The following is a 22,552-nucleotide window of genomic DNA, read 5'->3' as shown; positions in this document are numbered from 1 at the left end:
GCGAAAAAACTAGCCGCCGGCCTGGTCGAATTGCACATCCTCGAGCAGCGAGGACGAAACCGCCGGGACCTGATCGCCTTCGGAGGCGCGGGAGATGGCGACGCGGGTCTTGTTGAAGACGCTTTCGGCGCTGCCTTGCGCATTGAGATTGGTGAGGAGCTCGCTGACCAGCGTGCTGTGCTCGCCCTTGCCGTCGTCGACGACCTTGCCGGGTGAGGCCGAGGAGAGGATCAGCGCATTGTCGGGCGTGCCGATCGGCGCGAGACCATGCGAGTAAGAGCGGAAGCGGCGCTCATAGGGATTGCGACGGGACGCATCGACGACGACGAGCTTGGCCTTGGCGCCCTGCTCCTTCATCATGTCGAGCACGCCCTCGATGGAGACGCCCTGGCGGCGGACGTCGCTCTCCTTCCAGATCACGGCATCGACCGGCAGCATGTAGCTCTCGCGGCCGGCCTGCACGCCGTAGCCGCCGAAGAACAGCAAGGCCACGGTGTCGTGCTTGATGCGGGACTTGAGGCGGTTGACGGCGCGGACCATGTCGTCCTTGCTCGCGTCTTCCACCATGTCGACGTCAAAACCGTTTTTGCGCAGCGAAGAGGACAGCGCGCGCGCGTCGTTGATCGACTGCGTCAGCGGCGCGGTCGCGTCGGGATAATGACCATTGCCGATGACGAGCGCGAGACGCGCGGTCTGGCCCAGCGAGCCCGTGACCTGGTCGGCCGAGACGGCCTTGGCCGCGTCGAGCGCGCGCATGTTGAGGGCAGCATGGGCGCCGATTGCCAGCGACACCGTGCCGATGAGGGCTGCGGCAAGCGCAATCGAGCGTCGGGAAATGTCGAGCTGCCTTACATTCATCTCGCTGCATTCCTGTCATTGCCAAAGATCGGCCAAGCGCGCGCACACAGGTTGAGTAGCGCGAGAGCGTCTTTGGGTTTGAGGATTGGCCGGGGAAGTGCCCGGGAATTGCGCGCAATTTGCGGCGCCGCAACAAACAAACCCTTAACCGGATATCGCCGCCGCCGCAATAGATCGCTCTAAATTTGAACTAAGCTACTGAATATATTAGTTAATATCTCCACCCAGGGTTTCGATTTTTCGCACCCCCGTAGCCTTCCGGGGGCCCAAATGTGGCACTCGCGCCTGTGTTTTCGTGACGTCCGTGACATTTGTATTTCCTGCGAATCCGGGTAGCTTTTTCAAAGACTTGCGAGGGGAGGGTCATCGACCTGGCTCCCGGATAAGTCCCCCGCGACCAGGTATTTCATGAGCTTTCATTATTTCGCAGGTGCCGCGTGCCGGGCGCTGACGGCGCGGAAAGACGGCCCCTCGCTTTATGAGGTCTGCGATCCCGTACTATCGGGCCAGGCCAGCGGCGATCCGCATCTGGCGAAATTCTACAAGACCGCCCTCGGCAATCCCGCGCTGCGGATCCTGCTGCGCCGCGCCGGCCTGCCCGAGCTGGGTAACGAGGCCAAGCTGAGCCGGCTGCGCGAGGCTTTGGTCCGCGCCCGCGACGATGCGGAGCCCGACTGGGCCGCGGTCGGCCAACCCATCGCCGAACTCGTCGACACCATCACGCTCGACCATCCAAAACCGCCGCCGGTCAATTTCGTCGGCGCGACGCCGGCGCAATCGCAGATCGACGGCGTGATCCGCGATTGCGCGCAGCATCTGCTCGGCTCGTACCGCAAGAACGGCTTCCTGCCGACCTATGCCGCCTTCAACCTGATCGGCGATCCCGATTTTCGTGGGCGCGAGCTGATCATGGCGCTCACAGGCTTGAATGCACGCGGTTACAAGAATTCGTCGCTGCTGTTCAACCTCGCCCGCGTCTTCATCGCGCGCTCGCCGGCCCGCGCCGTGGTCAATCCGCCCTGGCGCGGGATTGCCGAGCCGATGTGGGAGCCGGTGCAGATTCGCCACCGCTCGGCCTATTACGACGCGTTCTTCATCGAAGCATTGCTCAGCTATGTCGAGACCGGGCTTGCCACGTCGGCCGACAAAACAGCAGCCGAGCGTGCGATCGCAGACATGGTCGATTTCTGCGTCAATATCAGCCGCGAGGAGGTCGAGGGCATCGACGGGGCACGCTTCAACGTCATCACGGCGCTGGCGCCTCCGCCGCATCCGCGCTTTTCGCGCTACTTCGCCCAGATCAAGCAGGACCTCGGCTTCGGCGTCTACGTGCCCGACTGCGACACCACGGCGTGCTCGATCTCCGCGGCAACGCAGGCCGGCTGCACCGATGCGATCCTCGACCAGCCTCTGCTGGATTTCTACGCGGCCTACCAGGTGCATGCCGGCGTCAACGATCGGCGCGTGACGGTGCCGCTCAACGACAATATCGACTACGAAGGCGGCGTTGCGACCTGGATCGACAATCTCAAAGGCGAGCGGCCCTACGGCAACGATCTCGATCCGACGCTCAATCTCGACATTCTCGAGGTGAGCTTTCGCAACCTCGCGCGCTGGAAGATTCTGGAGACACCGGCGCGGCTCGCGACCGTGCATCGGATCATCGGCTTCCAGAAACGCCTTGCTGCGAGCGGCGCCTTCGCCAATCCGCGCTCGCACATCTATTATCTACCGGAGCTCTACAGCGCCTATTTCGGCCGCTGCTATGCGGCCTTCCTGGCGCTGCCGCTGGCCGCCCAGGCCGTTATCGATCCCGATGGCGATTTCGATTTCATCCGCCATCGCGTGCTGTCCTACGTCAAGGGCGAGCTGATGGCCGCCGAAATGAACGTGTTCGACGCTGCGCTGGCGCTGATCGCGCTCGGCCATCTCGGCGCCGACCCGCGCGCCTTTGCACCCGCCCTGAACGTGATCGTCGATGCGCTGGGCGAAGGCGGCCGCCGCGGCCCGTTCCGCGCCTATGAATGGAACAAGATGAAAACCCCGACGCGGATTTTGGTTGGCGGCCCGGAGGTGACGTCGGCGTTCGTGTTGATGGGACTGGCGGTGGCGCGCAGGCGAATGGTGAATGGCGAGTAGCGAATGGCGCTCATTCGCGGCCCTATTCGCCATTCCCTACTCGCAACTCGCCTGCTTCAATGACGGGAAATTGAAAGCCTCTCCGTTAGGCATATGCTGGCCGCGAGGCCCAAAGCCGACCACAATTGCGGGCTCTATCGAGATTTTCTTCACACGCGGACCGGCATGTTGCGAAAATTCCTGATTGCGCTGTCTCTGCTCAGCCTGCCCTCGCTGGCGCAGGCCGCCGACGTCACCGGCACCGCCAAGGTCCGCGATGGCGATTCCGTCCTGATCGGCAGCACGCGGATCCGGCTTGGCGGCATCGATGCGCCGTCGGCCGACCAGCTCTGCCTCAACAACAAGTCCGAGCGCTGGACTTGCGGCGCGGCAGCGCGCGACGAGCTCGCCAAATACACCGAAGGCAAGAGCTGGGTCTGCCATGCCCGCTCGATCGACCGGCGCGGCCGCACCGTGGCGCGCTGCGAGGTCGGCGGCGAGGACATCCAGAAATGGCTGGTGCGCAGCGGCTGGGCGCTGTCCTACGCCCGCCTCTCGCACGATTATGACGCTGACGAAGCGGCCGCGCGCGAGGCAAAAGCCGGAATGTGGCAGGGCGCCTTCATCGCACCCTGGGACTGGCGCGTGCGCAACAAGAAGACGACGATTTTGGGCGCCACCAAGCCGCCCGAAGGCGCCCATTCGGTCCTGCTCGCCTCGGCCTCGGGACCGGTCGCGCCCTCGCCGGACTGCACCATCAAGGGCAACGTCAACACCGCCGGCGAGTGCATCTACCACACCCCGACCAGCCGCTGGTACACCCAGATCAAGATGAAGATCAGCAAGGGCACCCGCTGGTTCTGCTCGGTCGAGGAGGCCGAAGCGGCGGGCTGTCGTGAGACGAAGCGATAACCCACCCCAGACCTGCATTTTACGTGCTTTTCTTGCGGGCCTTCGACGCGTAAAAGCGTAGCGAAGCAACCCTCCAGACCGTCTTCAAGACACAAGGAAGATAGCAATGACCGTTCGCGCGGGCCGGGAATTTCTGGCCATCCCCGGGCCCACCACGATGCCCGACGCGGTGCTGCAGGCGATGCATCGTCCTGCAATCGACATCTACTCCAAGGAGATGCTCGACCTGACGGAAAGCCTGCTCCGCGACATCTCTGGTCTGTTCGCGACCAAGGGCAAGTCCTACATCTATATCGCCAACGGTCACGGCGCCTGGGAAGCCGCGCTGAGCAACGTGCTGTCGCGCGGCGACAAGGTGCTGGTGCTGGAGAGCGGACGGTTCGCGATCGGCTGGGGCAATGCGGCGGCGCTGATGGGCGCCGAGGTCGAGGTGCTCAAGGGCGACTGGCGCCGCGCGGTGCGGCCGCACGAGGTCGAGGAGCGGCTGCGCCGCGACACCGAGCACAGGATCAAGGCCGTCGTCGTCGTCCAGATCGACACGGCCTCCGGCGTGCAGAACGACATCGAGGCGATCGGCAGGGCGATCAAGGCGGCCGGCCATCCCGCGCTGTACATGGTCGACACCGTCGCCTCGCTCGGCTGCATGCCGTTCGAGATGGACAAATGGGGCGTCGACGTCGCCATGTCGGGCTCGCAGAAGGGCCTGATGACACCACCCGGTCTTGGCTTCGTGGCGGCCAGCGCGCGCGCGCAGGAGATCCACAAGAAAGCAAACATGGCGACGCCCTATTGGAGCTGGAGCGAGCGCGAGGGCACCGAGAATTATCGCAAATATGCCGGCACCGCGCCGGTGCATCTGCTGTTCGCGCTGCGCCAGGCGATCGACCTCATCCACGAGGAAGGGCTGGAGGGCGCGTTCCGCCGCCACGCCCTGCTCGGCGAAGCCACGCGACGCGCGGTCGGCGCATGGACAGAGGGTCAGGTGCTCGGCTTCAACGTCGCCGAACCGCACGAGCGCTCCAACACCGTGACCACGGTGACCATGACCACCGGTCATGATCCCGCGGTGCTGCAGCGCTATTGCAAGGAGAAGTGCGGCGTCGTGCTCGGTACCGGCATCGGCGATCTCTCCGGCCAGGCGTTCCGCATCGCCCATATGGGCCATGTCAACGCGCCGATGCTGCTCGGTACGCTCGGCGTCATCGAGGTCGGCCTCAACGCGCTGAAGATCCCGCACGGCAAGGGCGGGCTCGAGGCGGCGGTGGCGTATCTGGGCGAGCAGGTCGCGGTGTAGGCGCAGGCGCAGCCCAATCTCCACTGTCGTCCCTGCGAACGCAGGGCATACCGCGTGATCCATCGATCACGCGCGGTGGCCGTACCGAGGCACGGTCTTTAACTGCTAGCCTTCGCCAAACTCCTCCCTGGGGTTATGGGTTCCTGCGTTCGCAGGGACGACGGCGGAATGTGTGGCAAGGCCGGAGCCTTACAGCCACATTCGCCTTCTTTAAATCCCCCACATTCGATCTGATATAGAGGCCAGACATTCCGCCCGCATCGAGGATCGATTTGCCCAAATCCGCCAGCACGACCCCGACCGCTCCCGTCGCCCCGCGCCGGCCGCATTCCTTCACCCACCACGGCATCACCGTCACCGACGACTATGCCTGGCTGAAGGACGCGAAATGGCAGGAGGTGCTGCGCGAGCCCCAAGTACTCGATCCCGACATCCGCAAATATCTGGATGAAGAGAACGGCTACACCGAGAGCCTGCTCGGCCACACCGCAAGCCTGCAGAAGGCGCTGGTGCGCGAGATGCGCTCCCGCATCAAGGAAGACGATTCCAGCGTGCCGTCGCCGGACGGACCGTTCGCCTATTTCCGCAAGTTCCGCGAGGGCGGCCAGCACGAGCTGTTCGGCCGCATGCCGCGCGACGGCGGCGAGGGCCATATCGTGCTCGACGGCGATGCGCTCGCCAAGGACCACAAATATTTCAAGTTCGGCGGCAGCCGCCACTCGGACGATCATAGACTGCAGGCCTGGAGCGCCGACACCAAGGGCTCGGAATATTTCACGATCCGCGTCCGCGACTGGGCGAGCGGCCAAGACCTCGACGACGTCGTCGAGGAGACCGACGGCGGCGTGGTCTGGAGCAAGGATGCAAAATCCTTTCTCTATGTGAAGCTCGACGACAATCACCGGCCGATGCAGGTGTGGCGGCACAGGCTCGGCACCAGGCAGGCCGACGACGCGCTGGTCTACGAGGAGCAGGATTCCGGCTGGTTCACCCATCTGCATGAGAGCACCAGTGGCCGCTTCTGCGTCATCGCCGGCGGCGACCACGAAACCAGCGAGCAGCGGTTGATCGATCTCGCTCATCCGGAAGTGCCGCCGCGCCTGGTCGCGGCGCGCGAGGAGGGCGTGCAATATTCGCTGGCTGATCGCGGCGACGAGCTATTCATCCTCACCAATGCCGATGACGCCATCGACTTCAAGATCGTCACCGCGCCGCTGGCTTCCCCCGAGCGGAAGAACTGGCGCGACCTGATCCCCTATCGTCCCGGCATCTACATTATCGACCTCGATCTCTATGCCGGCCATCTGGTGCGGCTGGAGCGCGCCAATGCGCTGCCGGCAATTGTGATCCGCGATCTCGCGACCAAGGAAGAGCACGCGATTGCCTTCGACGAGGCCGCGTATTCGCTCGACACGATGGGCTCCTACGAATTCGACACCACGAATTTGCGCTTTGCCTATTCGTCGATGACGACGCCGTCGGAAGTCTACGACTACGACATGGCCAAGCGGACACGCACCCTGCGCAAGCGCCAGGAGATCCCGTCCGGGCACGTTGCGGCCGACTACGTCACCACGCGCATCATGGCGAAGGCGCAGGATGGCGCCGAGGTGCCGGTGTCGATCCTCTATCGTCGCGGGCTCAAGCTCGACGGCGCGGCGCCGCTATTGCTCTATGGCTACGGCTCCTACGGCATGGCGATGCCGGCCTCGTTCAACGCCAACCGTCTGTCGCTGGTCGATCGCGGCTTCGTCTACGCCATCGCCCATATCCGCGGCGGCGCCGACAAGGGCTGGGGCTGGTATCTCGACGGCAAGCGCGAGAAGAAGACCAACTCGTTCGACGATTTCGCCGCCAGCGCCCGCGCGCTGATCGACGCGAAATACACGAGCCGCAAGCGTATCGTCGGCCATGGCGGCTCGGCCGGCGGCATGCTGATGGGTGCGGTCGCCAACCGCGCCGGCGAATTGTTCGCGGGCATCGTCGCCGAAGTGCCGTTCGTCGACGTGCTCAACACCATGCTCGACGACACGTTGCCGCTGACGCCGCCGGAATGGCCGGAATGGGGCAACCCGATCGAGAGCGAAAAGGATTTTCGCACCATCCTGTCCTACTCGCCCTACGACAACGTCGCGGCAAAAGACTATCCGGCGATTTTGGCGATGGGCGGGCTTACTGATCCGCGCGTCACCTATTGGGAGCCCGCCAAATGGATCGCGCGCCTGCGCGCGACCATGAGCGGCGGCGGTCCGGTCCTGCTGCGCACCAACATGGGCGCCGGTCACGGCGGCGCCTCGGGGCGATTTGACCGGCTGGATGAAGTCGCGATCGTCTATGCGTTCGCGCTGTGGGCGGCGGGGATGGCGGAGGCCGGGGTGTAGCTACACCCACCGCCGTCGTCCCGGCGAACGCCCGGACCCATACCGCGTGATCTATCGGGAGAGTGCGGGAGCAGTACCGGCGAAGAACACTTCACTAATGTTCCTTCGCCAAACATCTCCCGGTGTTTATGGGTCCCGGATCTGCGCTTCGCTTGTCCGGGACGACGGCTAAGAATGTGGGGCGAGTTACCGCCCCACATTCCACCTCACACCGCGCCGTGCGCCTCCACATAGAGCGCGTAGATCGAGTGGCAGCTTGCCATATAGAGGCGGTTGTTCTTCGGCCCGCCGAAGCACAGATTCTCGCAGCGTTCGGGCAGCTTGATGAAGGCGAGCGGCTTGCCTTCGGGGTTGAACACCATGACGCCGTCGAGGTCTTCCGGCTTACCCTTGAGCTGATAGACCTTGCGGCCGCCGACGTCGGTGGGTTCGGACTGCAGCGCACCGTTCGAGCCCCAGCCGCACCAGAGATTGCCGTCGCGGTCGACGCGAAAGCCGTCGAGCGAGCCCTGGTCGGCGGCGTCGATCAGCTTGGTCTTGCCGCTTAAGGAGCCTTCGTCACCGACATTGTAGCTCCAGATGCTGCGATTGGGCGTGCCCTTCCACTCGACGACATAGAGCTTCTTCTCGTCCGGCGAGAAAGCGATGCCATTCGGATTGACGAGATCGGTGAGCACGGCGGTGAGCTTGCCGTCCTTGGCGATGCGATAGACGTTGGTGGTGGCCTGCTCCGGCTTCTCTTTCTTGCCCTCCCACTCACCGCCGATGCCGAACGTGGGATCGGTGAACCAGATGCTGTCGTCGGACTTCACCACGATGTCGTTCGGCGCGTTCAGCCGTTTGCCCTCGAACTTGTCGGCGAGCACGGTGATCTTGCCGTCCTTCTCGGTGCGGGTAATGCGACGCGTGACGGAGTGCTCGCAGGTGACGAGGCGGCCCTGACGGTCGCGCGCATTGCCGTTGGCGTAATTGGCGTTGGCGCGGAACACGCTGGTCTGCCCGGTCTTCTCGTCGAACTTCATGATCCGGTTGTTGGGGATGTCGGAGAACAACAGATACGCGCCTTCCGGGAAATAGACCGGACCTTCGGCCCAGCGCAGGCCGGTCGCGACCTGCTCCAGCGTCGAGGAATAGAGCCGGTACTTCGCGAAACTCGGATCGAGGACTTGGACGGCCGGGTCCGGGTAGCGCTGGGCCGGCGTGAACGGAAATGATTGCGCGCCGGCCGCGCGGGCCAGCAGCATCGAAGCCGCCGCGCTACCTGCGCCGGACAGGAGACTGCGTCGCGTGAAAATCATAAAAATCCTCCCTGCTTGATAAAAGGCCGCACTTGATGTGGCCGGCCTGTTTCTTGACGTGACTGATCGTGATGAACGGCCTTACCTTCCGTTCTTCTTCCGCCATTCCGCGAAGTCGGTGAGCGTCTGCGGATCGGTCGCCGGATAGAGACCAAAAATGCCACGGCCCTTGCCGACCTCCTCGGTGACGAAATCCTCGAACGCGGTCATCTCGAAGGTTTCATTCGCGATCTCGTCCGCGATATGCGCGGGGATCACGATGACGCCGTCGGCATCACCCAGGATGACGTCGCCGGGAAACACCGGCGCGTCGCCGCAACCGATGGGAACGTTGATCTCGATCGCCTGATGTAGCGTGAGATTGGTCGGCGCGCTCGGGCGATGGTGGTAGGCGGGAATGCCGAGCTTGGCGATCTCCGCGGAATCACGAAAGCCACCGTCGGTGACGACGCCGGCGACGCCGCGCTTCATCAACCGCGTCACCAGGATCGCGCCGGCCGAAGCCGCGCGCGCGTCCTTGCGGCTGTCCATCACCAGCACCGCACCCGGCGGGCAATCCTCGACCGCCTTGCGCTGCGGATGGGAGTGATCCCTAAAGACGTCGATGGTGTTGAGATCCTCGCGCGCCGGCATGTAGCGCAGCGTGAAGGCCTCGCCGACCATGGTCGGCTGATCGGCGCCCAACGGGTGCACATCCTGGATCATCTGGATGCGCAGGCCGCGCTTGAACAAAGCGGTGGCGACGGTGGCGGTGGAAACGGATTTGAGCTTGTTGCGGGTGGCTTCGGAAAGTTTGGACATCTGATTCTCTCTCTTGTCGTCATTCCGGGGCGCGCCACTTGGCGCGAACTATGGTGCGCAATTGCGCACCTGAGAATCCATCGAACGACACAGATTGCGGCACAATGGATTCCGGGCTCATCGCTTCGCGATGCCCCGGAATGACAGGATCACTAATAGATGGACGGCTCGCCGATCGGCGCGCCGAAATCGGTCTCGAGGAAGTCGAAGTCGCAGCCGTCATTGGCCTGCTTGATGTGCTTGGTGAACATCCAGCCATAACCGCGCTCGAAGCGGCGCTCAGGCTGCTTCCAGGCAGAGCGACGCTTTGCGAGCTCGGCCTCGGATACGTCGAGATTGATCGTGCGCGCGGCGACGTCGAGCGTGATGCGGTCGCCATTCTGCACCAGCGCCAGCGGGCCGCCGATATAGGACTCCGGTGAAACGTGCAGGATGCAGGCGCCGTAGCTGGTGCCGCTCATGCGCGCATCCGAGATGCGCACCATGTCGCGCACGCCCTGCTTCACGAGCTTTGTCGGGATCGGCAGCATGCCCCATTCCGGCATGCCCGGCCCGCCTTGCGGGCCCGCATTGCGCAGGATGAGGATGTGGTCCTCGGTGACATCCAGGTTGGGATCGTCGACCGCCTTCTTCATCGACGGATAGTCGTCGAACACCAGCGCCGGCCCGGTGTGCTTGAGGAAGCGCGGCGCGCAGGCGGAGGGCTTGATGACGCAGCCGTCGGGCGCAAGGTTGCCCTTGAGCACGGCAAGTGCGCCTTCCTTATAGATGGGATTGTCCACGCCGCGGATGACATCGGCGTTGTGCACCTCGGCGCCGTCGATGTTCTCGCCAAGAGTCTTGCCGCTCACCGTGATGCAGTCGAGATGCAAATGCTGTTTGATCTGGCCCATCAGCGCCGGCAGGCCGCCGGCATAGAAGAAATCTTCCATCAGATAGGCATCGCCGCTCGGGCGGACATTCGCGATCACGGGCACCTTGCGGCTCGCGATCTCGAAATCGTCGAGGCCGATATCCTGGCCGGCGCGGCGGGCCTGCGCGATCAGGTGGATGATCGCGTTGGTGGAGCAGCCCATCGCCATCGCCACCGCAATCGCATTCTCGAACGCCTTGCGGGTCTGGATCGTCTTCGGCGTCAGATCTTCCCACACCATCTCGACGATGCGGCGGCCGCATTCAGAGGCCATGCGGATGTGGTTGGCATCCGCGGCGGGAATCGAGGAGGCGCCCGGCAACGTCATGCCGATCGCTTCCGCGATCGCGGTCATGGTCGAGGCCGTGCCCATGGTCATGCAGGTGCCATAGCTGCGGGCGATGCCGGCTTCGATGTCGAGCCAGTCCTTGTCGGGGATTTTTCCGGCGCGCCGCTCGTCCCAATATTTCCAGCCGTCGGAGCCGGAGCCAAGCGTCTTGCCCTTCCAGTTGCCGCGCAGCATCGGGCCCGCCGGCAGATAGATCGCCGGAATGTTCATCGAGGTCGCCCCTAACAGCAGCGCCGGCGTGGTCTTGTCGCAGCCGCCCATCAGCACCACGCCGTCAACGGGATGGCTGCGCAGCAGCTCCTCGGCTTCCATCGCGAGAAGATTGCGATAGAGCATCGTGGTGGGCTTAAGGAGCGACTCCGACAGCGACAGCGCGGGCAATTCCACCGGCAGGCCGCCGGCCATCAGGATGCCGCGCTTGACGTCGTCGACACGCGACTTGAAGTGCATGTGGCACGGCTGCGCCTCCGACCAGGTGTTGATGATCGCGATGCACGGCCGATCCTTCCATTCCTCCGGGGCGTAGCCCATCTGCATGGCGCGGGAGCGGTGGCCGAACGAGCGGAGATCGTCGGGTGCGAACCAGCGGGCGCTGCGGAGCTGGTCGGGTGTTTTTTTCTTGGTCATGATTGCGTGCCCCATTTCTGGACGGTGTTCCGCTCGATGGCGCGGAAGATCAGGTTCTCGACAAAGAGCCCGATGATAATCACCGTCAAGAGGCCTGCGAAGACCGCAGGTATGTCGAGGAGATTGCGGTTCTCGAAGATGAACCAGCCGAGCCCGCCCTGGCCCGACGACACGCCGAACACGAGCTCAGCCGCAATCAGCGTGCGCCATGCAAAGGCCCAGCCGATCTTGAGGCCGGTGAGGATGGAGCCGAACGCGGCGGGAATCAGGATCTTTGCCACATAGGGCAACCCGCGCAGGCCGTAATTGCGACCAACCATGCGCAGGGTGTTGGACACGCTCTTGAAGCCGGAATGGGTGTTGAGCGCGACCGGCCACAGCACCGAATGGATCAGCACGAAAACAAGGCTGCCATTGCCGAGACCGAACCAGATCAGGGCGAGCGGCAATAGCGCGATCGCCGGCAGCGGGTTGAACATCGCCGTCACGGTCTCGAGAAAGTCAGTGCCGATTCGGGTCGAGATCGCGAGCACGGTGAAGATCGCGGCGAGCACGATGCCGGCCGAATAGCCCATGAACAGCACCTTCAGCGAGGTCCAGGCCCGCATCGGGATGGTGCCGTCCTTGACGCGATCGAACAGCGTGACGAGCGTGTCGTGCAGCGTCGGAAACAGCAGGGGATTGTCGAGATAAGCTCCGTAGGCCTCCCAGACCGCGGCCAGGAAGAGGATGATGACGGTCTTGCGGACAAAGCCGTCGTTCCACAGCAGCTCGGCCACGCTCAGCTTGCGCTCGACCTCACCTGCGCCACTGACAGCAGCGACCGGCGCGTCACGCAGCAGAATTCTTGCTTCGCCCATCAGCGGCCCCCTTAATGCGCCGTCGCTTCGCCGGCGAACAGGAGATCGTGAATCTCCTTCTCCAGCCGGCCGGCGCTGCCGTCGTCATTGCTGACCTTGTCGACGTCGATCACCTCGGCCTTGACGCGGCCGGGATGCGGCGACAGCAGCAGGATGCGGTTGCCGATACGGATCGCTTCGGCGATCGAATGCGTCACGAACAACACGGTGAACCTGGTTTCGCTCCAGAGCTGGAGCAGCTCGTCCTGGCAGGTCCGGCGCGTCAACGCGTCGAGTGCTGCGAACGGCTCGTCCATCAGCAGAATGTCCGGCTCCATCGCCATGCCGCGCGCGATCGCGACGCGCTGCTTCATGCCGCCGGACAGCGTGTGCGGATAGGCATCGACCACGCGGGTGAGCCCCACCTTCTCGATATACGATCGCGCCCTTAGCTCGGCGTCCTTGCGCGACAGCTTTCGCGCGGTCAGCAGCGGGAACATCACGTTGGCCAGCACGCTCTTCCAGGGCAACAGCTGGTCGAATTCCTGAAAGATCATCATGCGGTCGGCGCCGGGGCCGCGGATCTCACGATCGCCTATGGTCATGCGGCCTTCGCTCGGTGACATGTAGCCGCCGACGGCCTTGAGCAAGGTCGACTTGCCGCAACCGGACGGTCCGAGCAGCACGAAGCGGTCGGACTTGTCGACGGTGAAGCTCACCCTCTCCGTGGCGGTGACGACGGCGCTGGAGGTCTTGTAGCGCAGCGTCACGCCACTGACGTCGAGCAACGCCATCAGTTGCCTTTCAGGTCGTGCGCGACGGGGAGATAGTAATCGGTCCAGGCCTTGGGCTGGGTCTTCAGCGTGCCGGTCTTGTAGAGGTGGGCGGCGAACTTCATCGTGCCCTGCGGTTCGAGATTCCATTCCATCATGCCGGGCTGCTTGAGGAGATCGAGCAGCTCCTCGACCGAGGTCTTGTCGCCGGTGATCTCCTTGTAGATCTCGACCGCCTGCTTGGTGTCGCTGCGGATCAGGTCCTGCGCTTCCTTGGTGGCATCGCGCACGGCCTGGATGATTTTCGGATTAGCGTCGGCGAATTTCGTGGTTGTGAAGAATTGCGCCTGGCTGAGCGGGCCGCCCATCACGTCCGGCGAATTCAGCACGACATGCGCACCCGGCACGTTCTTCAGCTCGAGGAACGTGAAAGGCGGAATCGAGAAGTGGCTGTGCACCTCGTGCTTGGGATTGGACAGCGCCGCATAGGCGTCGGGATGGCCGAGCTGCACCGTGTTGGCATCGAGCTTTGCCCATTGATCGGCGCCGAAGGCTTCCGCAGCCGCGATCTGCAGCACGATCGCCTGGGTCGAGATCTTTACCGTCGGCACGGCGATCTTGTCGGCAGGCCCAAAATCCTTGATCGACTTGATGTTGGCGTCGCGGCTGATCAGCGTCATCGGCTGCGCCGAGGTCGCAACGATACCCTTCACGCCGCCGCGGGTACGATCCCACAGCAGCAACAGATTGCCGGTACCGGTGTTGAGAATGTCGACGCCACCTGCGAGCAGCGCATCGGTCTGCGCGCCGCCGCCGGAGAAGGTCACCCATTTCGTGGTGACGTTGGGGACGCCGAGCGCAGCCGCGTGCTTCTCGATCAGCTTCTGCTTCTCCATGATGTGGCTCGGCATGTAGAAAATGCCGGGCTGCCGTGACAGGGAGATCTCGGATTTCTGCTGCGCCCGCGCCGGCGACGCCGACAGGACTGCCGCGGCGACCAGGGCGAGGGCCGCACAGCCACGCTGGAATTGCTTGATCATTGTTGTTCGTTTCCTCCGGCCGGCATTGACGCGCGAGCACGCTGATGCACTAATGCATTAGTGCATCAAAGGCAAGTCCGCCGGAGCCGCCGCCATGGAAAGAGCCCATCCCGCGCCGCGCGCGGCCGCCCGGCTCGACCGAGCCCGACAGGCCGCGCCGCAGGTGTTCGAGCGGCTGCGCAACGCGATCATCGCCCTCGAATTGCCGCCAGGCGCGCCGCTGTCGCGGGCTGAGCTGGCCGGCCAATTCGGCGTCAGCTCGACCCCGGTGCGCGACGCGCTGATGCGGCTCGAGGAAGAGGGCCTGGTCGACGTATTTCCGCAGCATGCGACCGTGGTCAGCCAGATCGACGTCGACCGCGCGCAACAGGCGCATTTCCTGCGCCAGGCGCTGGAGCTGGAGATCGTCCGGCTCCTTGCCGGCAATCCTGATCCTGCCTTGATCATTCGGTTGGATCACGCCATTGCACTGCAACAGCAATTCGCGAAGGCCGGCGACTTCGAGGCCTTCATGGCCGCCGACAATGATTTCCACGCGCAGCTCTACACGGCGGCCGGAAAGCAGGATCTCTGGATGCTGGTGCGCAGCCGCAGCGGACACATCGACCGGCTGCGCCGGCTGCATCTGCCCTCGCCCGGCAAGGCCCAGAACATCGTGCGCCACCACAAGCTGATCACGCGCGCGATCGAAGCGAAAGACGCCGATGCCGCGCAGCAGCATCTGCGCAAACATCTATCAGGCACGCTCAGCGAGCTGGAGAGGATCCGGGAGCGCTATCCCGAATATCTTTCCGACTAGGCGTCGTCGCCTGGGTCATCTGCACGCCAACATGCATATGGCCCGACTCCCGCACCCAACTAATGACCTGGCAACGCCACTTCGCGACGACCGCGAAGTGCTTGCAGGCCAGACACGATCCGCGCAACAATTTCGCATTTGATGCTTTGATTTGGGTCGTCGGGAACTTCCCTGCCCGACCCGGAGGTTTTTAACGTGGCCAACATCCTGATCGTGGATGACGATCCGGCCGTCCAGCTTACGATCCGCCTGCTGCTGGAGCAGAAGCCGTTCCGCGCCGACGCGCTGCTGGCCGCGGTCGACCGCCGCCTGATATCGGCGCCATCATCGTGCCCGCCGCGCATCGATGCCGGCACCGGCAGCCGATGACGGGGCCGTCGATGTCGCGTAGTACATTCGGGTCCATTCTCGACGCGGCGCGAAGGGCGACATGACGCTCGCAACCCGGTTGGCCATCGCGATGATTCTGCTGGTCGCGGTTGCGGTCTCCGCGGTCGGGTGGCTGAATCATTACAGCCTGGAACGGGCGTTCCTGCCGCGGGTGATCGATCGAATCGAAACCCAGTCGGGACTACTCGCCTCCCAGCTCGAAGCCCAGACCAGCGGCGCGCATGCCGACATCGTGACGTTCCGCGCCAATGCCGCCGTGCGCGGCGTGATCGACGCCCATTTCAACAATGGCATCGATCCGGTTGATCATCTGGCCGAAAAGACCTGGCGCGAGCGGCTGCTGGCGCGTCTCGTTGCCGATGTCGAAGCCAACCCCACTTACGCGAAATTTCGGATCATCAGCGCCGACGGCACCGAATATCTGCGCGTCGACCGCTCCGGGCCAAACGGATCGGTCCGCGTCGTTCCCGACGAAGCCCTGCAAACCAAGGACGATCGCTTCTTCTTCCAGGACGCGATCAAGCTCACCGAAGACCAGATCTATGTCTCTCCGGTCGATCTGAACGTCGACAACGGCAAGATTCAGCTGCCTTACGTCCCGACACTACGCGTGGCGGGACCGCTGTACGGATCCGATCACCGGCTGTTCGGCATCGTCGTCATCAATGTCGACATGCGCCAGGTGCTCGACCGTATCAGGATCGCGAGCCGACGGGGCGAACAGGTCTACGTCGTCGGCCGCAACGGCGACTACATCGTGCACCCGGACCGAACCCGCGAGTTCGGCTCCCAACTGGGCACACCGACACGCTGGCAGGACGACTTCCCTTATTTCGCCGACGTCACTGGATCGACGCAGGGCGTAACCCATGTCGTGCCTGAAAGCGACGGCAAGCCCAGCGGCACCGCGATTGCGCCCGCGATCCTCGCCGAGGGCCAATGGGTCGGCATCATTCGCGTCGTGCCCTACGCCGTGTTCATGGCGCCCGCCGTCATCATCGAGCGGACGAGCCTGACGATCGGCATTATCGCGGTACTGGTCGCGGCCGCGCTTGCTCTGCTGCTGGCGCGATCGCTGACCCGGCCGATCGGGCGACTCACCAAAGCAGTCGAAGCGATCGGGCGTGGCAAGCCAGCCACGATTCCGACCGACGCCGGAGGCGAGACCGGCATGCTGGCGCGGGCCTTTGCCCACATGGTCGAAGAGACCAAAGCCAAGACCTCGGCGCTGGAGCACGAGGTCGAGGAGCGGCGGCGCACTGAAGCAGCCCGCGACCAGCTCGCCGTGCGCGAGCGCCTGTTCAGCGCCGCGGTCGAGTCCTCCGACGATTCGATCGTGATGCAGACGCTCGACGGCACCATCATCGGCTGGAACAGCGCGGCCGAGCGCCTTTACGGCTATTCTGCCGAGGAGGCGGTCGGACGGCCGACCTCGATCCTGCTGCCGCCGGATCGAAGCGAAGAGGGCAAGGATTACCTGCAGCGGATAGCGCGGGGCGAACGGATCGAGCATTTCGAAACCGTGCGCGTCCGCAAGGACGGCAGTCGGGTCGAAATATCGGTCAGCCTCTCACCGATCCGGGGCGCCGCGGGCGAGATCATCGGCGCGTCCGGAACGGCGCGCCGTCTCACCGATGCACGGCGGACCGAACGCGCGCTGCAGCAGACGCTCGAAGAACGGCGGCAGCTGTTCGACGCCTCGGAAGATCTGATCATGATCATGAACTCGCGGGGCCATATCGTGCAGATCAGCCCGAGTTGCGAGACCGTGCTCGGCTACACGCCCGACGAAATGATCGGCCGCAGCGGCGTCGATTTCATTCACCCCGCCCATCTCGATCAATCCCGCGAGGAGATGCGCGCACTCCGGCGCGGCGGACATCCGAAGCTCGCCGACACGCGCTGCCTGCACAAGGACGGCCGCGAGGTCTGGCTGTCCTGGCTCGGCAACTGGTCGGATCAGGCCAAGCGCTACTTCTTCGTCGGGCGCGACATGACGGAGGCGAGGCACGCCGCCGAATCCCTGCGCGACAGCGAGCAGCTGGCGCGCAACATCGTCGAGACCGCGCTCGACGCCTTCGTCCAGACCGACGATCGCAGCACCATCCTGAACTGGAGCTCGCGGGCCGAGGAGCTGTTCGGCTGGCAGCGCGACGAGGCGCTGGGCAAGAACGCGGTCGACCTGATCGTCGCCGAGAACGAGCGCGACAGGGTCAAGGACGGCCTCGCCCGCTTCCTCGGGTCGGCAGACGGACAGCCCCTCAACCGCCGCCGCGAGCTCATGGTCCGGCGCCGCGACGGCAAGGAGTTCAAGGCCGAGCTGAGCGTCACGGCGCTGCGCCGCCGCGAGGGCGTTCTGTTCAACGTGTTCTACCGCGACCTCACCGACAAGATCGCCTCCGAGGAGCGCATCCGCCACGCCGAGAAGATGGAGGCCGTGGGCCAGCTCACCGGTGGCGTGGCGCACGATTTCAACAACATTCTCACCGTCATCACCGGGACGATCGAGATCCTCGCCGAGGCCGTGGCCGGGGATCAGGGGCTTGCCGCGATCACCAAGATGATCGATGAGGCCGCCGGCCGCGGCGCCGAGCTGACCCAGCATCTGCTCGCCTTCGCACGCAAGCAGCCGCTGCAGCCGCGCGAGATCGACATCAATTCGCTGATCATCGACACCGCAAAGCTGTTGCGGCCGACACTGGGCGAGCAGATCCAGATCGAATCCGTGTTCGAGGACGAGAGCTGCGTCGCCGTCGTCGATCCGAACCAGCTCACCACGGCGATCCTCAACCTCGCGCTCAACGCGCGCGACGCGATGCCCGGCGGCGGCAAGCTGATCGTGGAGACGGGCGCCGCCTATCTCGACGAGGTCTATGCCAGCGCGAATGACGTCCGGCCCGGGCACTACGTGCTGATCGCGGTGAGCGACACCGGCACCGGCATTCCAGCCAACATGCTGGCGCGCGTGTTCGACCCCTTCTTCACCTCGAAGGGCCCGGGCAAGGGCACCGGGCTCGGGCTCTCCATGGTCTACGGCTTCATCAAGCAGTCCGCGGGACACATCAAGATCTACAGCGAGGAAGGCCACGGCACCACGATCAAGATGTACCTGCCGCCGGGCAAGACGCCGACGCCGATCACCGATGGCGTAACGCCGGTCACGATCGAGGGCGGGCACGAGACCATCCTCGTGGTCGAGGACGACCGGCTGGTGCGCGACTATGTGCTGGCCCAGCTGCATTCGCTCGGCTACGTCACCCTGCAGGCCGCCAATGCCGCGGAGGCGCTCACGATCGTTGCGAGCGGCAAGCCGTTCGACCTGTTGTTCACCGACGTGATCATGCCCGGCAAGATGAACGGACGGCAGCTCGCCGACGAGGTGCTGAAGTCGCGCCCCGACCTCAGGGTGGTCTACACGTCAGGCTATACCGAGAACGCGATCATCCATCACGGCCGGCTGGATTCGGGCGTACTGCTGCTGGCGAAGCCCTATCGCAAGTCCGATCTGGCGCGGATCATCCGCAAGGCGCTGAGCAGCTGATACTTCGTGCCTACGACGCGCGCTGGGCCGCGGTCATCACGATACGGATCAGGTCGGCGGCATTGCGGGCGCCGAGCTTCTTCATGATGTTGGCGCGGTGATCCTCGATGGTGCGCGGGCTGATGCCGAGGGTCCGGCCGGCTTCCTTGTTGGAGGCACCAGCAGCGAACTGCTCGAGCACCTCGCGCTCCCGGCGGGTCAGCGGCTCGCGTCCGGGGAAATGCAGCGAGCCGAATTTCGGCGACGCATTCTCCGACTGCCGGCGTGCGTAGGCGCCGATCGCCTCGTCGAGCCGACCGACGATCTCGCTGCCGCGGAACGGCTTCTCGATGAAGTCGAGCGCGCCGCTCTTGATGGCGCCCACCGCCATCGCAATGTCGCCCTGGCCGGAGATCATGAAGATCGGCGCGGGATAGTCCTCGCCGTGCAGTTCCTTGAGAATATCGAGGCCAGACTTTCCGGGAATGTGCACGTCGAGCAGCACGGCAGCCGGCGTGCGGCTTCGCGCGACCGAGAGCAGTGCTGCGCCATCCGCGAAACAGATCACCTCATAACCCGCCGCCTTCAACACCATCGACAGGGTGTCGCGAACAGCCGGGTCGTCATCGACCACGAAGATCTCACCACGGGAGGTTTGTTCGACCATGTGCCATGTCCATTCGCCAAGTCGATTGCCAAGTCGATCGCCAAGAACGTCCGGCATCCAAGGACTCGCGTCCGCGCCTAACGTTATGGCTTTCGGCGCAGATTCGGCCCACCCGCATTTGTACGGGACATGAACTTAACGCACAAGTAGCGCTGAGGTGCCTTATTGCGGGGGAGGGAAAATATCCATGCTAAATTACGCCGGCACACCCCCGCTCGTCGCAATGGCTGAAACCGATAGCCGTCAGCTGATCGCGGCCGAACTTCGCTCCCTGATCGCGCGTATCGAGATCAGTATGCGTCTGATCGACGCTACGATGGAGCCGGACGACGATAGCGCTATCTCGAGCGCTATCTCGGGTTCCATCGAAGTCGTCGTGCTCGACGACGTCACGCCGCGTTTTGCCACGGCGAGCGCCGCCCTCAACACCTGCCGGGCGGAGCTCAGCCACGCCCTTCAAATGCTGTCGGAATCTGGCAACGCCGCGTAGATCGCAATCAGCGCGGCCGATTGCATGGCAGTTCCGCGCCTCAGGCGCGGTGCCGCTCCACGATCGCGTCGGTGGCGACGCCACCCCAGGTATGGATCGTCGGCAGCCCCATCGCGGTCTTGCCGAGATTGGCGAGGCTGATGCGCAACGCCGCGAGATCCAGCGGCTTCGGCAGGCTCTGAAGCTCGATCCCGACGGAGCGGGCGAAGCTGCGGGCGGCGCTGCGGCGCTTGCCGTCCATGCCGCTGATGACGATCACGGAGCCCGTGAATTTCGCCGCTGCCATCTCGCGCAGCACGTCGATGCCGTCGCCATCCTCAAGCACGAGATCGAGCGTCACGCAGTCGAAGCGCGCGGCGCGCAGCTTTTCGATGGCTTCCGTAACCGACGGCGCAACCGCGACTTCGTGGCCGGCCTGCTTGGCGGCGACCGTGATCAGGCTACGCTGCGTGGCGTCGTCATCGACCACCAGGAGCTGAAGCGCGCGCCGCTCGGCGACGTCGGGCAGGTTTGACGTGACGGAAGAGAGAGAGCTTCTTGGCATTACCGGACCCTGAAATTGCGACAGGTCCTTGATACACGGTACGCGCTTAGGCCACGTAAAGCCGGCCCTGCGAATTCGTTCGGATGTTTTCAGAAAATGTGAAGCAACGCGTCAAGAAAGAGCGGCCGGCTGTGCGTGGCGATCACGCCACCGCATCATGGCCGTTGGCCGCGCCGCGCTTCTTGCGGTTCTTGCCGCGCAGGAACTGGATGTCCATCTCGGCGCCGTTGACGCGCACCAGCTCGCAGCGGCGATAGGCAAGGCCGGTGGACGACAGCAGCAGGAAGAACTCCTTGAGGTTCAACCCCTGGATCGAGCCCTCCACCGTGAGGATGGCATCCGTGTCGGAAATCGCATTGAGGGTGCAGTCGCGCCGCCACGTACCGTCGATGGCCATGATGCAGACATCATAGCCCCGACTGAACGTGACGCGCTCTGCGCCCTTGCCATCCTCGGCCATTCTTATCGTCCTGCCATCGCCACCATCCGCGGCGCCCCGGCGCCGATCGGCGCCGCCACACGCGGATCGTTCGGCCTGTAGAGGCCACGGCGATCGGCAATCGGCTTGAACGTATCGGTCAGTCCGACCACGGTCTCCGCAGCCCCGAGCACCATGAAGCCGTCGGGCTCGATCTGGCGGGCCAGGCGGTTGAAGATGTTGATCTTGGTTTCCTGATCGAAATAGATCAGCACGTTGCGACAGAAGATGACGTCGAACGTACCGAGGTGGGAGAAATCCTGCAGCAGATTGAGCTGCCGATGCTGGATCATCGCCCGCAGCTCGGGATTGATCTGCCAGGTTTCGCCGTTCGGCTTGAAGTACTTCACAAGATGCTGAATCGGCAGGCCGCGCTGCACTTCGAACTGGCTGTAGATGCCGGCCTTGGCCTTCTCCAGCACTTCCTGCGAGAGATCGGTCGCGATGATCTCGACGCGCCAGCCGGTCAGGGCCGCACCCATCTCCTTCAGGGTCATCGCAAGCGAATAGGGCTCCTGCCCGGTCGAGCCTGCGGCGCACCAGATCCGCACGCTGCGGCGGCTGGCACGGGCCTTGAGCACTTCCGGCATGATGGTGTCGCGGAAATGGTCGAACGGGATCTTGTCGCGGAAGAAGAAGGTCTCGTTCGTGGTCATGGCTTCGACCACGCTGGTGATCAGCGCGCTCGAGCCGCCTTGCAGCTTCTGCACCAGCTCGGGGATACCGGCGAGGCCGCCCTTGCGCGCCAGCGGCAGCAGGCGGCTTTCGATCAGATATTGCTTGTCGGCGGACAGGTCGAGACCAGAGCGCTCTTTCAGCAATTTACGCAGATACTCGTAGTCGGGCGAGTTCACAGGATACCTCTTGACGCTCTACTGGCGGGTGTATTTCAGGCCGCTGTCTCTTCTTCGCGTTCGATCAGCCCGACTTCCTGGAATTTGGCCATCACGATGTCCTTGTCGAACGGCTTCATGATGTACTCGTTGGCACCGCCGCCCATCGCCTTGGTGATATGGTCGATGCCGGTCTCGGTGGTGCAGAACACGACCTTGGGCTCGTCGCCACCGGGCATGCGGCGCAGCGTGCCCAGGAACTGGAAGCCGTCCATGACGGGCATGTTCCAGTCGAGCAGGATGGCTTCCGGCATTGCCTTCTTGCAGTGGACCAGCGCCTCGACGCCGTCTTCCGCTTCAATGACTTGAAAGCCCAGCGATTCGACGATGCGACGGGCGACCTTGCGAACGATACTGGAATCGTCAACCACCAAACAGGTCTTCATCTTGGTTCTCCGGCTTTCAATGTCTTTCGTGAAGGGTTCAGGCAGCCATTTGCACTTCGGTCTTGAGCTCGAGGACGCGATCGACGTCGAGGACGACCATGAGCTGGCCGTCGAGACGGTGGACACCGCCGGCGAGCTTGGCCATGCGGGGGTCGAGATTGACGGGGTTTTCTTCCTTGCCA

Annotated in this window: 20 protein-coding genes and 1 pseudogene; 8 read left to right on the top strand and 13 right to left on the bottom strand. The window is 64.0% G+C overall.

The genetic code is table 11. From position 1 onward, the window contains the following. Positions 1-9: 9 nt before the first annotated feature. Positions 10-858, bottom strand: coding sequence for a caspase family protein (locus K3F49_RS38400; RefSeq protein WP_234686047.1), 849 nt, complete (start codon positions 856-858; stop codon positions 10-12). A gap of 408 nt (positions 859-1,266) precedes the next feature. Between K3F49_RS38400 and K3F49_RS38395 the strand changes: the two genes are divergently transcribed. The 4 genes from K3F49_RS38395 (at position 1,267) to K3F49_RS38380 (ending at position 7,563) form a co-directional block, all read left to right on the top strand. Further along, on the top strand, positions 1,267-2,997 hold the full coding sequence (locus K3F49_RS38395) for a hypothetical protein (protein WP_234686046.1): 1,731 nt from the start codon (positions 1,267-1,269) through the stop codon (positions 2,995-2,997). Positions 2,998-3,162: 165 nt separating this feature from the next. Next, complete coding sequence (locus tag K3F49_RS38390) at positions 3,163-3,888, top strand: thermonuclease family protein (protein ID WP_234686045.1); 726 nt, start codon at positions 3,163-3,165, stop codon at positions 3,886-3,888. A gap of 106 nt (positions 3,889-3,994) precedes the next feature. Next, entirely contained in the window at positions 3,995-5,182 is a 1,188-nt protein-coding gene (locus K3F49_RS38385; RefSeq protein ID WP_234686044.1) for a pyridoxal-phosphate-dependent aminotransferase family protein, read from the top strand. Positions 5,183-5,454: 272 nt separating this feature from the next. Continuing rightward, positions 5,455-7,563, top strand: coding sequence for a S9 family peptidase (locus tag K3F49_RS38380; RefSeq protein WP_234686043.1), 2,109 nt, complete (start codon positions 5,455-5,457; stop codon positions 7,561-7,563). A gap of 206 nt (positions 7,564-7,769) precedes the next feature. Here K3F49_RS38380 and K3F49_RS38375 read toward each other — a convergent pair whose 3' ends face one another. The 6 genes from K3F49_RS38375 to K3F49_RS38350 all read right to left on the bottom strand — a co-directional run bounded on the left by K3F49_RS38375 (position 7,770) and on the right by K3F49_RS38350 (position 14,203). Further along, entirely contained in the window at positions 7,770-8,861 is a 1,092-nt protein-coding gene (locus K3F49_RS38375) for an SMP-30/gluconolactonase/LRE family protein (protein WP_234686042.1), read from the bottom strand. An 81-nt stretch (positions 8,862-8,942) separates the two neighbouring features. Then, complete coding sequence (locus K3F49_RS38370) at positions 8,943-9,662, bottom strand: ribonuclease activity regulator RraA (RefSeq protein WP_234686041.1); 720 nt, start codon at positions 9,660-9,662, stop codon at positions 8,943-8,945. Positions 9,663-9,814: 152 nt separating this feature from the next. Further along, positions 9,815-11,551 carry an L-arabinonate dehydratase gene (gene araD / locus K3F49_RS38365; RefSeq protein WP_234686040.1) on the bottom strand — a complete coding sequence of 579 codons (1,737 nt, stop codon included), beginning with the start codon at positions 11,549-11,551 and terminating at the stop codon, positions 9,815-9,817. Then, complete coding sequence (locus K3F49_RS38360) at positions 11,548-12,411, bottom strand: ABC transporter permease (protein WP_234686039.1); 864 nt, start codon at positions 12,409-12,411, stop codon at positions 11,548-11,550. Before K3F49_RS38360 ends, araD begins: the two co-directional genes overlap by 4 nt. 11 nt (positions 12,412-12,422) lie before the next feature. Beyond that, positions 12,423-13,184: an ABC transporter ATP-binding protein gene (locus K3F49_RS38355; RefSeq protein ID WP_234686038.1), complete on the bottom strand. Its 762-nt coding sequence runs from the start codon at positions 13,182-13,184 to the stop codon at positions 12,423-12,425. Next, on the bottom strand, positions 13,184-14,203 hold the full coding sequence (locus tag K3F49_RS38350; RefSeq protein WP_234686037.1) for an ABC transporter substrate-binding protein: 1,020 nt from the start codon (positions 14,201-14,203) through the stop codon (positions 13,184-13,186). The genes K3F49_RS38355 and K3F49_RS38350 overlap by 1 nt, the downstream gene beginning before the upstream one ends. 94 nt (positions 14,204-14,297) lie before the next feature. Between K3F49_RS38350 and K3F49_RS38345 the strand changes: the two genes are divergently transcribed. The 3 genes from K3F49_RS38345 to K3F49_RS38335 all read left to right on the top strand — a co-directional run bounded on the left by K3F49_RS38345 (position 14,298) and on the right by K3F49_RS38335 (position 18,933). Beyond that, positions 14,298-15,002, top strand: a complete 705-nt coding sequence (locus tag K3F49_RS38345; protein WP_234686036.1) for a GntR family transcriptional regulator — start codon at positions 14,298-14,300, stop codon at positions 15,000-15,002. A gap of 195 nt (positions 15,003-15,197) precedes the next feature. After that, positions 15,198-15,371 (top strand): response regulator, encoded by a 174-nt coding sequence (locus K3F49_RS38340; protein WP_234686035.1) that lies wholly within the window; start codon positions 15,198-15,200, stop codon positions 15,369-15,371. A 61-nt stretch (positions 15,372-15,432) separates the two neighbouring features. Further along, complete coding sequence (locus K3F49_RS38335) at positions 15,433-18,933, top strand: PAS domain S-box protein (RefSeq protein ID WP_234686034.1); 3,501 nt, start codon at positions 15,433-15,435, stop codon at positions 18,931-18,933. A gap of 10 nt (positions 18,934-18,943) precedes the next feature. Here K3F49_RS38335 and K3F49_RS38330 read toward each other — a convergent pair whose 3' ends face one another. Continuing rightward, a complete protein-coding gene (locus tag K3F49_RS38330) occupies positions 18,944-19,579 on the bottom strand; it encodes a response regulator transcription factor (RefSeq protein ID WP_027533503.1) in 636 nt (211 codons plus the stop codon). Between the two features lie 187 nt (positions 19,580-19,766). On the opposite strand from K3F49_RS38330, the gene K3F49_RS38325 reads away from it, so the two are divergent. Further along, on the top strand, positions 19,767-20,069 hold the full coding sequence (locus K3F49_RS38325) for a hypothetical protein (protein ID WP_234686033.1): 303 nt from the start codon (positions 19,767-19,769) through the stop codon (positions 20,067-20,069). Between the two features lie 40 nt (positions 20,070-20,109). On the opposite strand, the gene K3F49_RS38320 is transcribed toward K3F49_RS38325, so the two are convergent. From K3F49_RS38320 to K3F49_RS38300, 5 genes and pseudogenes are all read right to left on the bottom strand, one after another. After that, entirely contained in the window at positions 20,110-20,613 is a 504-nt protein-coding gene (locus tag K3F49_RS38320; RefSeq protein ID WP_234686032.1) for a response regulator, read from the bottom strand. 142 nt (positions 20,614-20,755) lie between these two features. Further along, positions 20,756-21,073 (bottom strand): PilZ domain-containing protein, encoded by a 318-nt coding sequence (locus tag K3F49_RS38315; RefSeq protein WP_212333651.1) that lies wholly within the window; start codon positions 21,071-21,073, stop codon positions 20,756-20,758. Positions 21,074-21,075: 2 nt separating this feature from the next. Continuing rightward, positions 21,076-21,945 (bottom strand): CheR family methyltransferase, encoded by an 870-nt coding sequence (locus K3F49_RS38310; RefSeq protein ID WP_234686031.1) that lies wholly within the window; start codon positions 21,943-21,945, stop codon positions 21,076-21,078. 35 nt (positions 21,946-21,980) lie between these two features. Then, positions 21,981-22,370 (bottom strand): response regulator, encoded by a 390-nt coding sequence (locus K3F49_RS38305; protein WP_234686030.1) that lies wholly within the window; start codon positions 22,368-22,370, stop codon positions 21,981-21,983. A gap of 37 nt (positions 22,371-22,407) precedes the next feature. Then, a pseudogene (locus K3F49_RS38300) lies at positions 22,408-22,552 on the bottom strand (chemotaxis protein CheW); the annotation flags it as partial.

This window comes from Bradyrhizobium monzae (assembly GCF_021458635.1).
Classification (GTDB): Bacteria; Pseudomonadota; Alphaproteobacteria; order Rhizobiales; family Xanthobacteraceae; genus Bradyrhizobium.
Note: the sequence above shows the minus strand (reverse complement) of the source record. Positions and strands in the feature narration are given on the sequence as shown.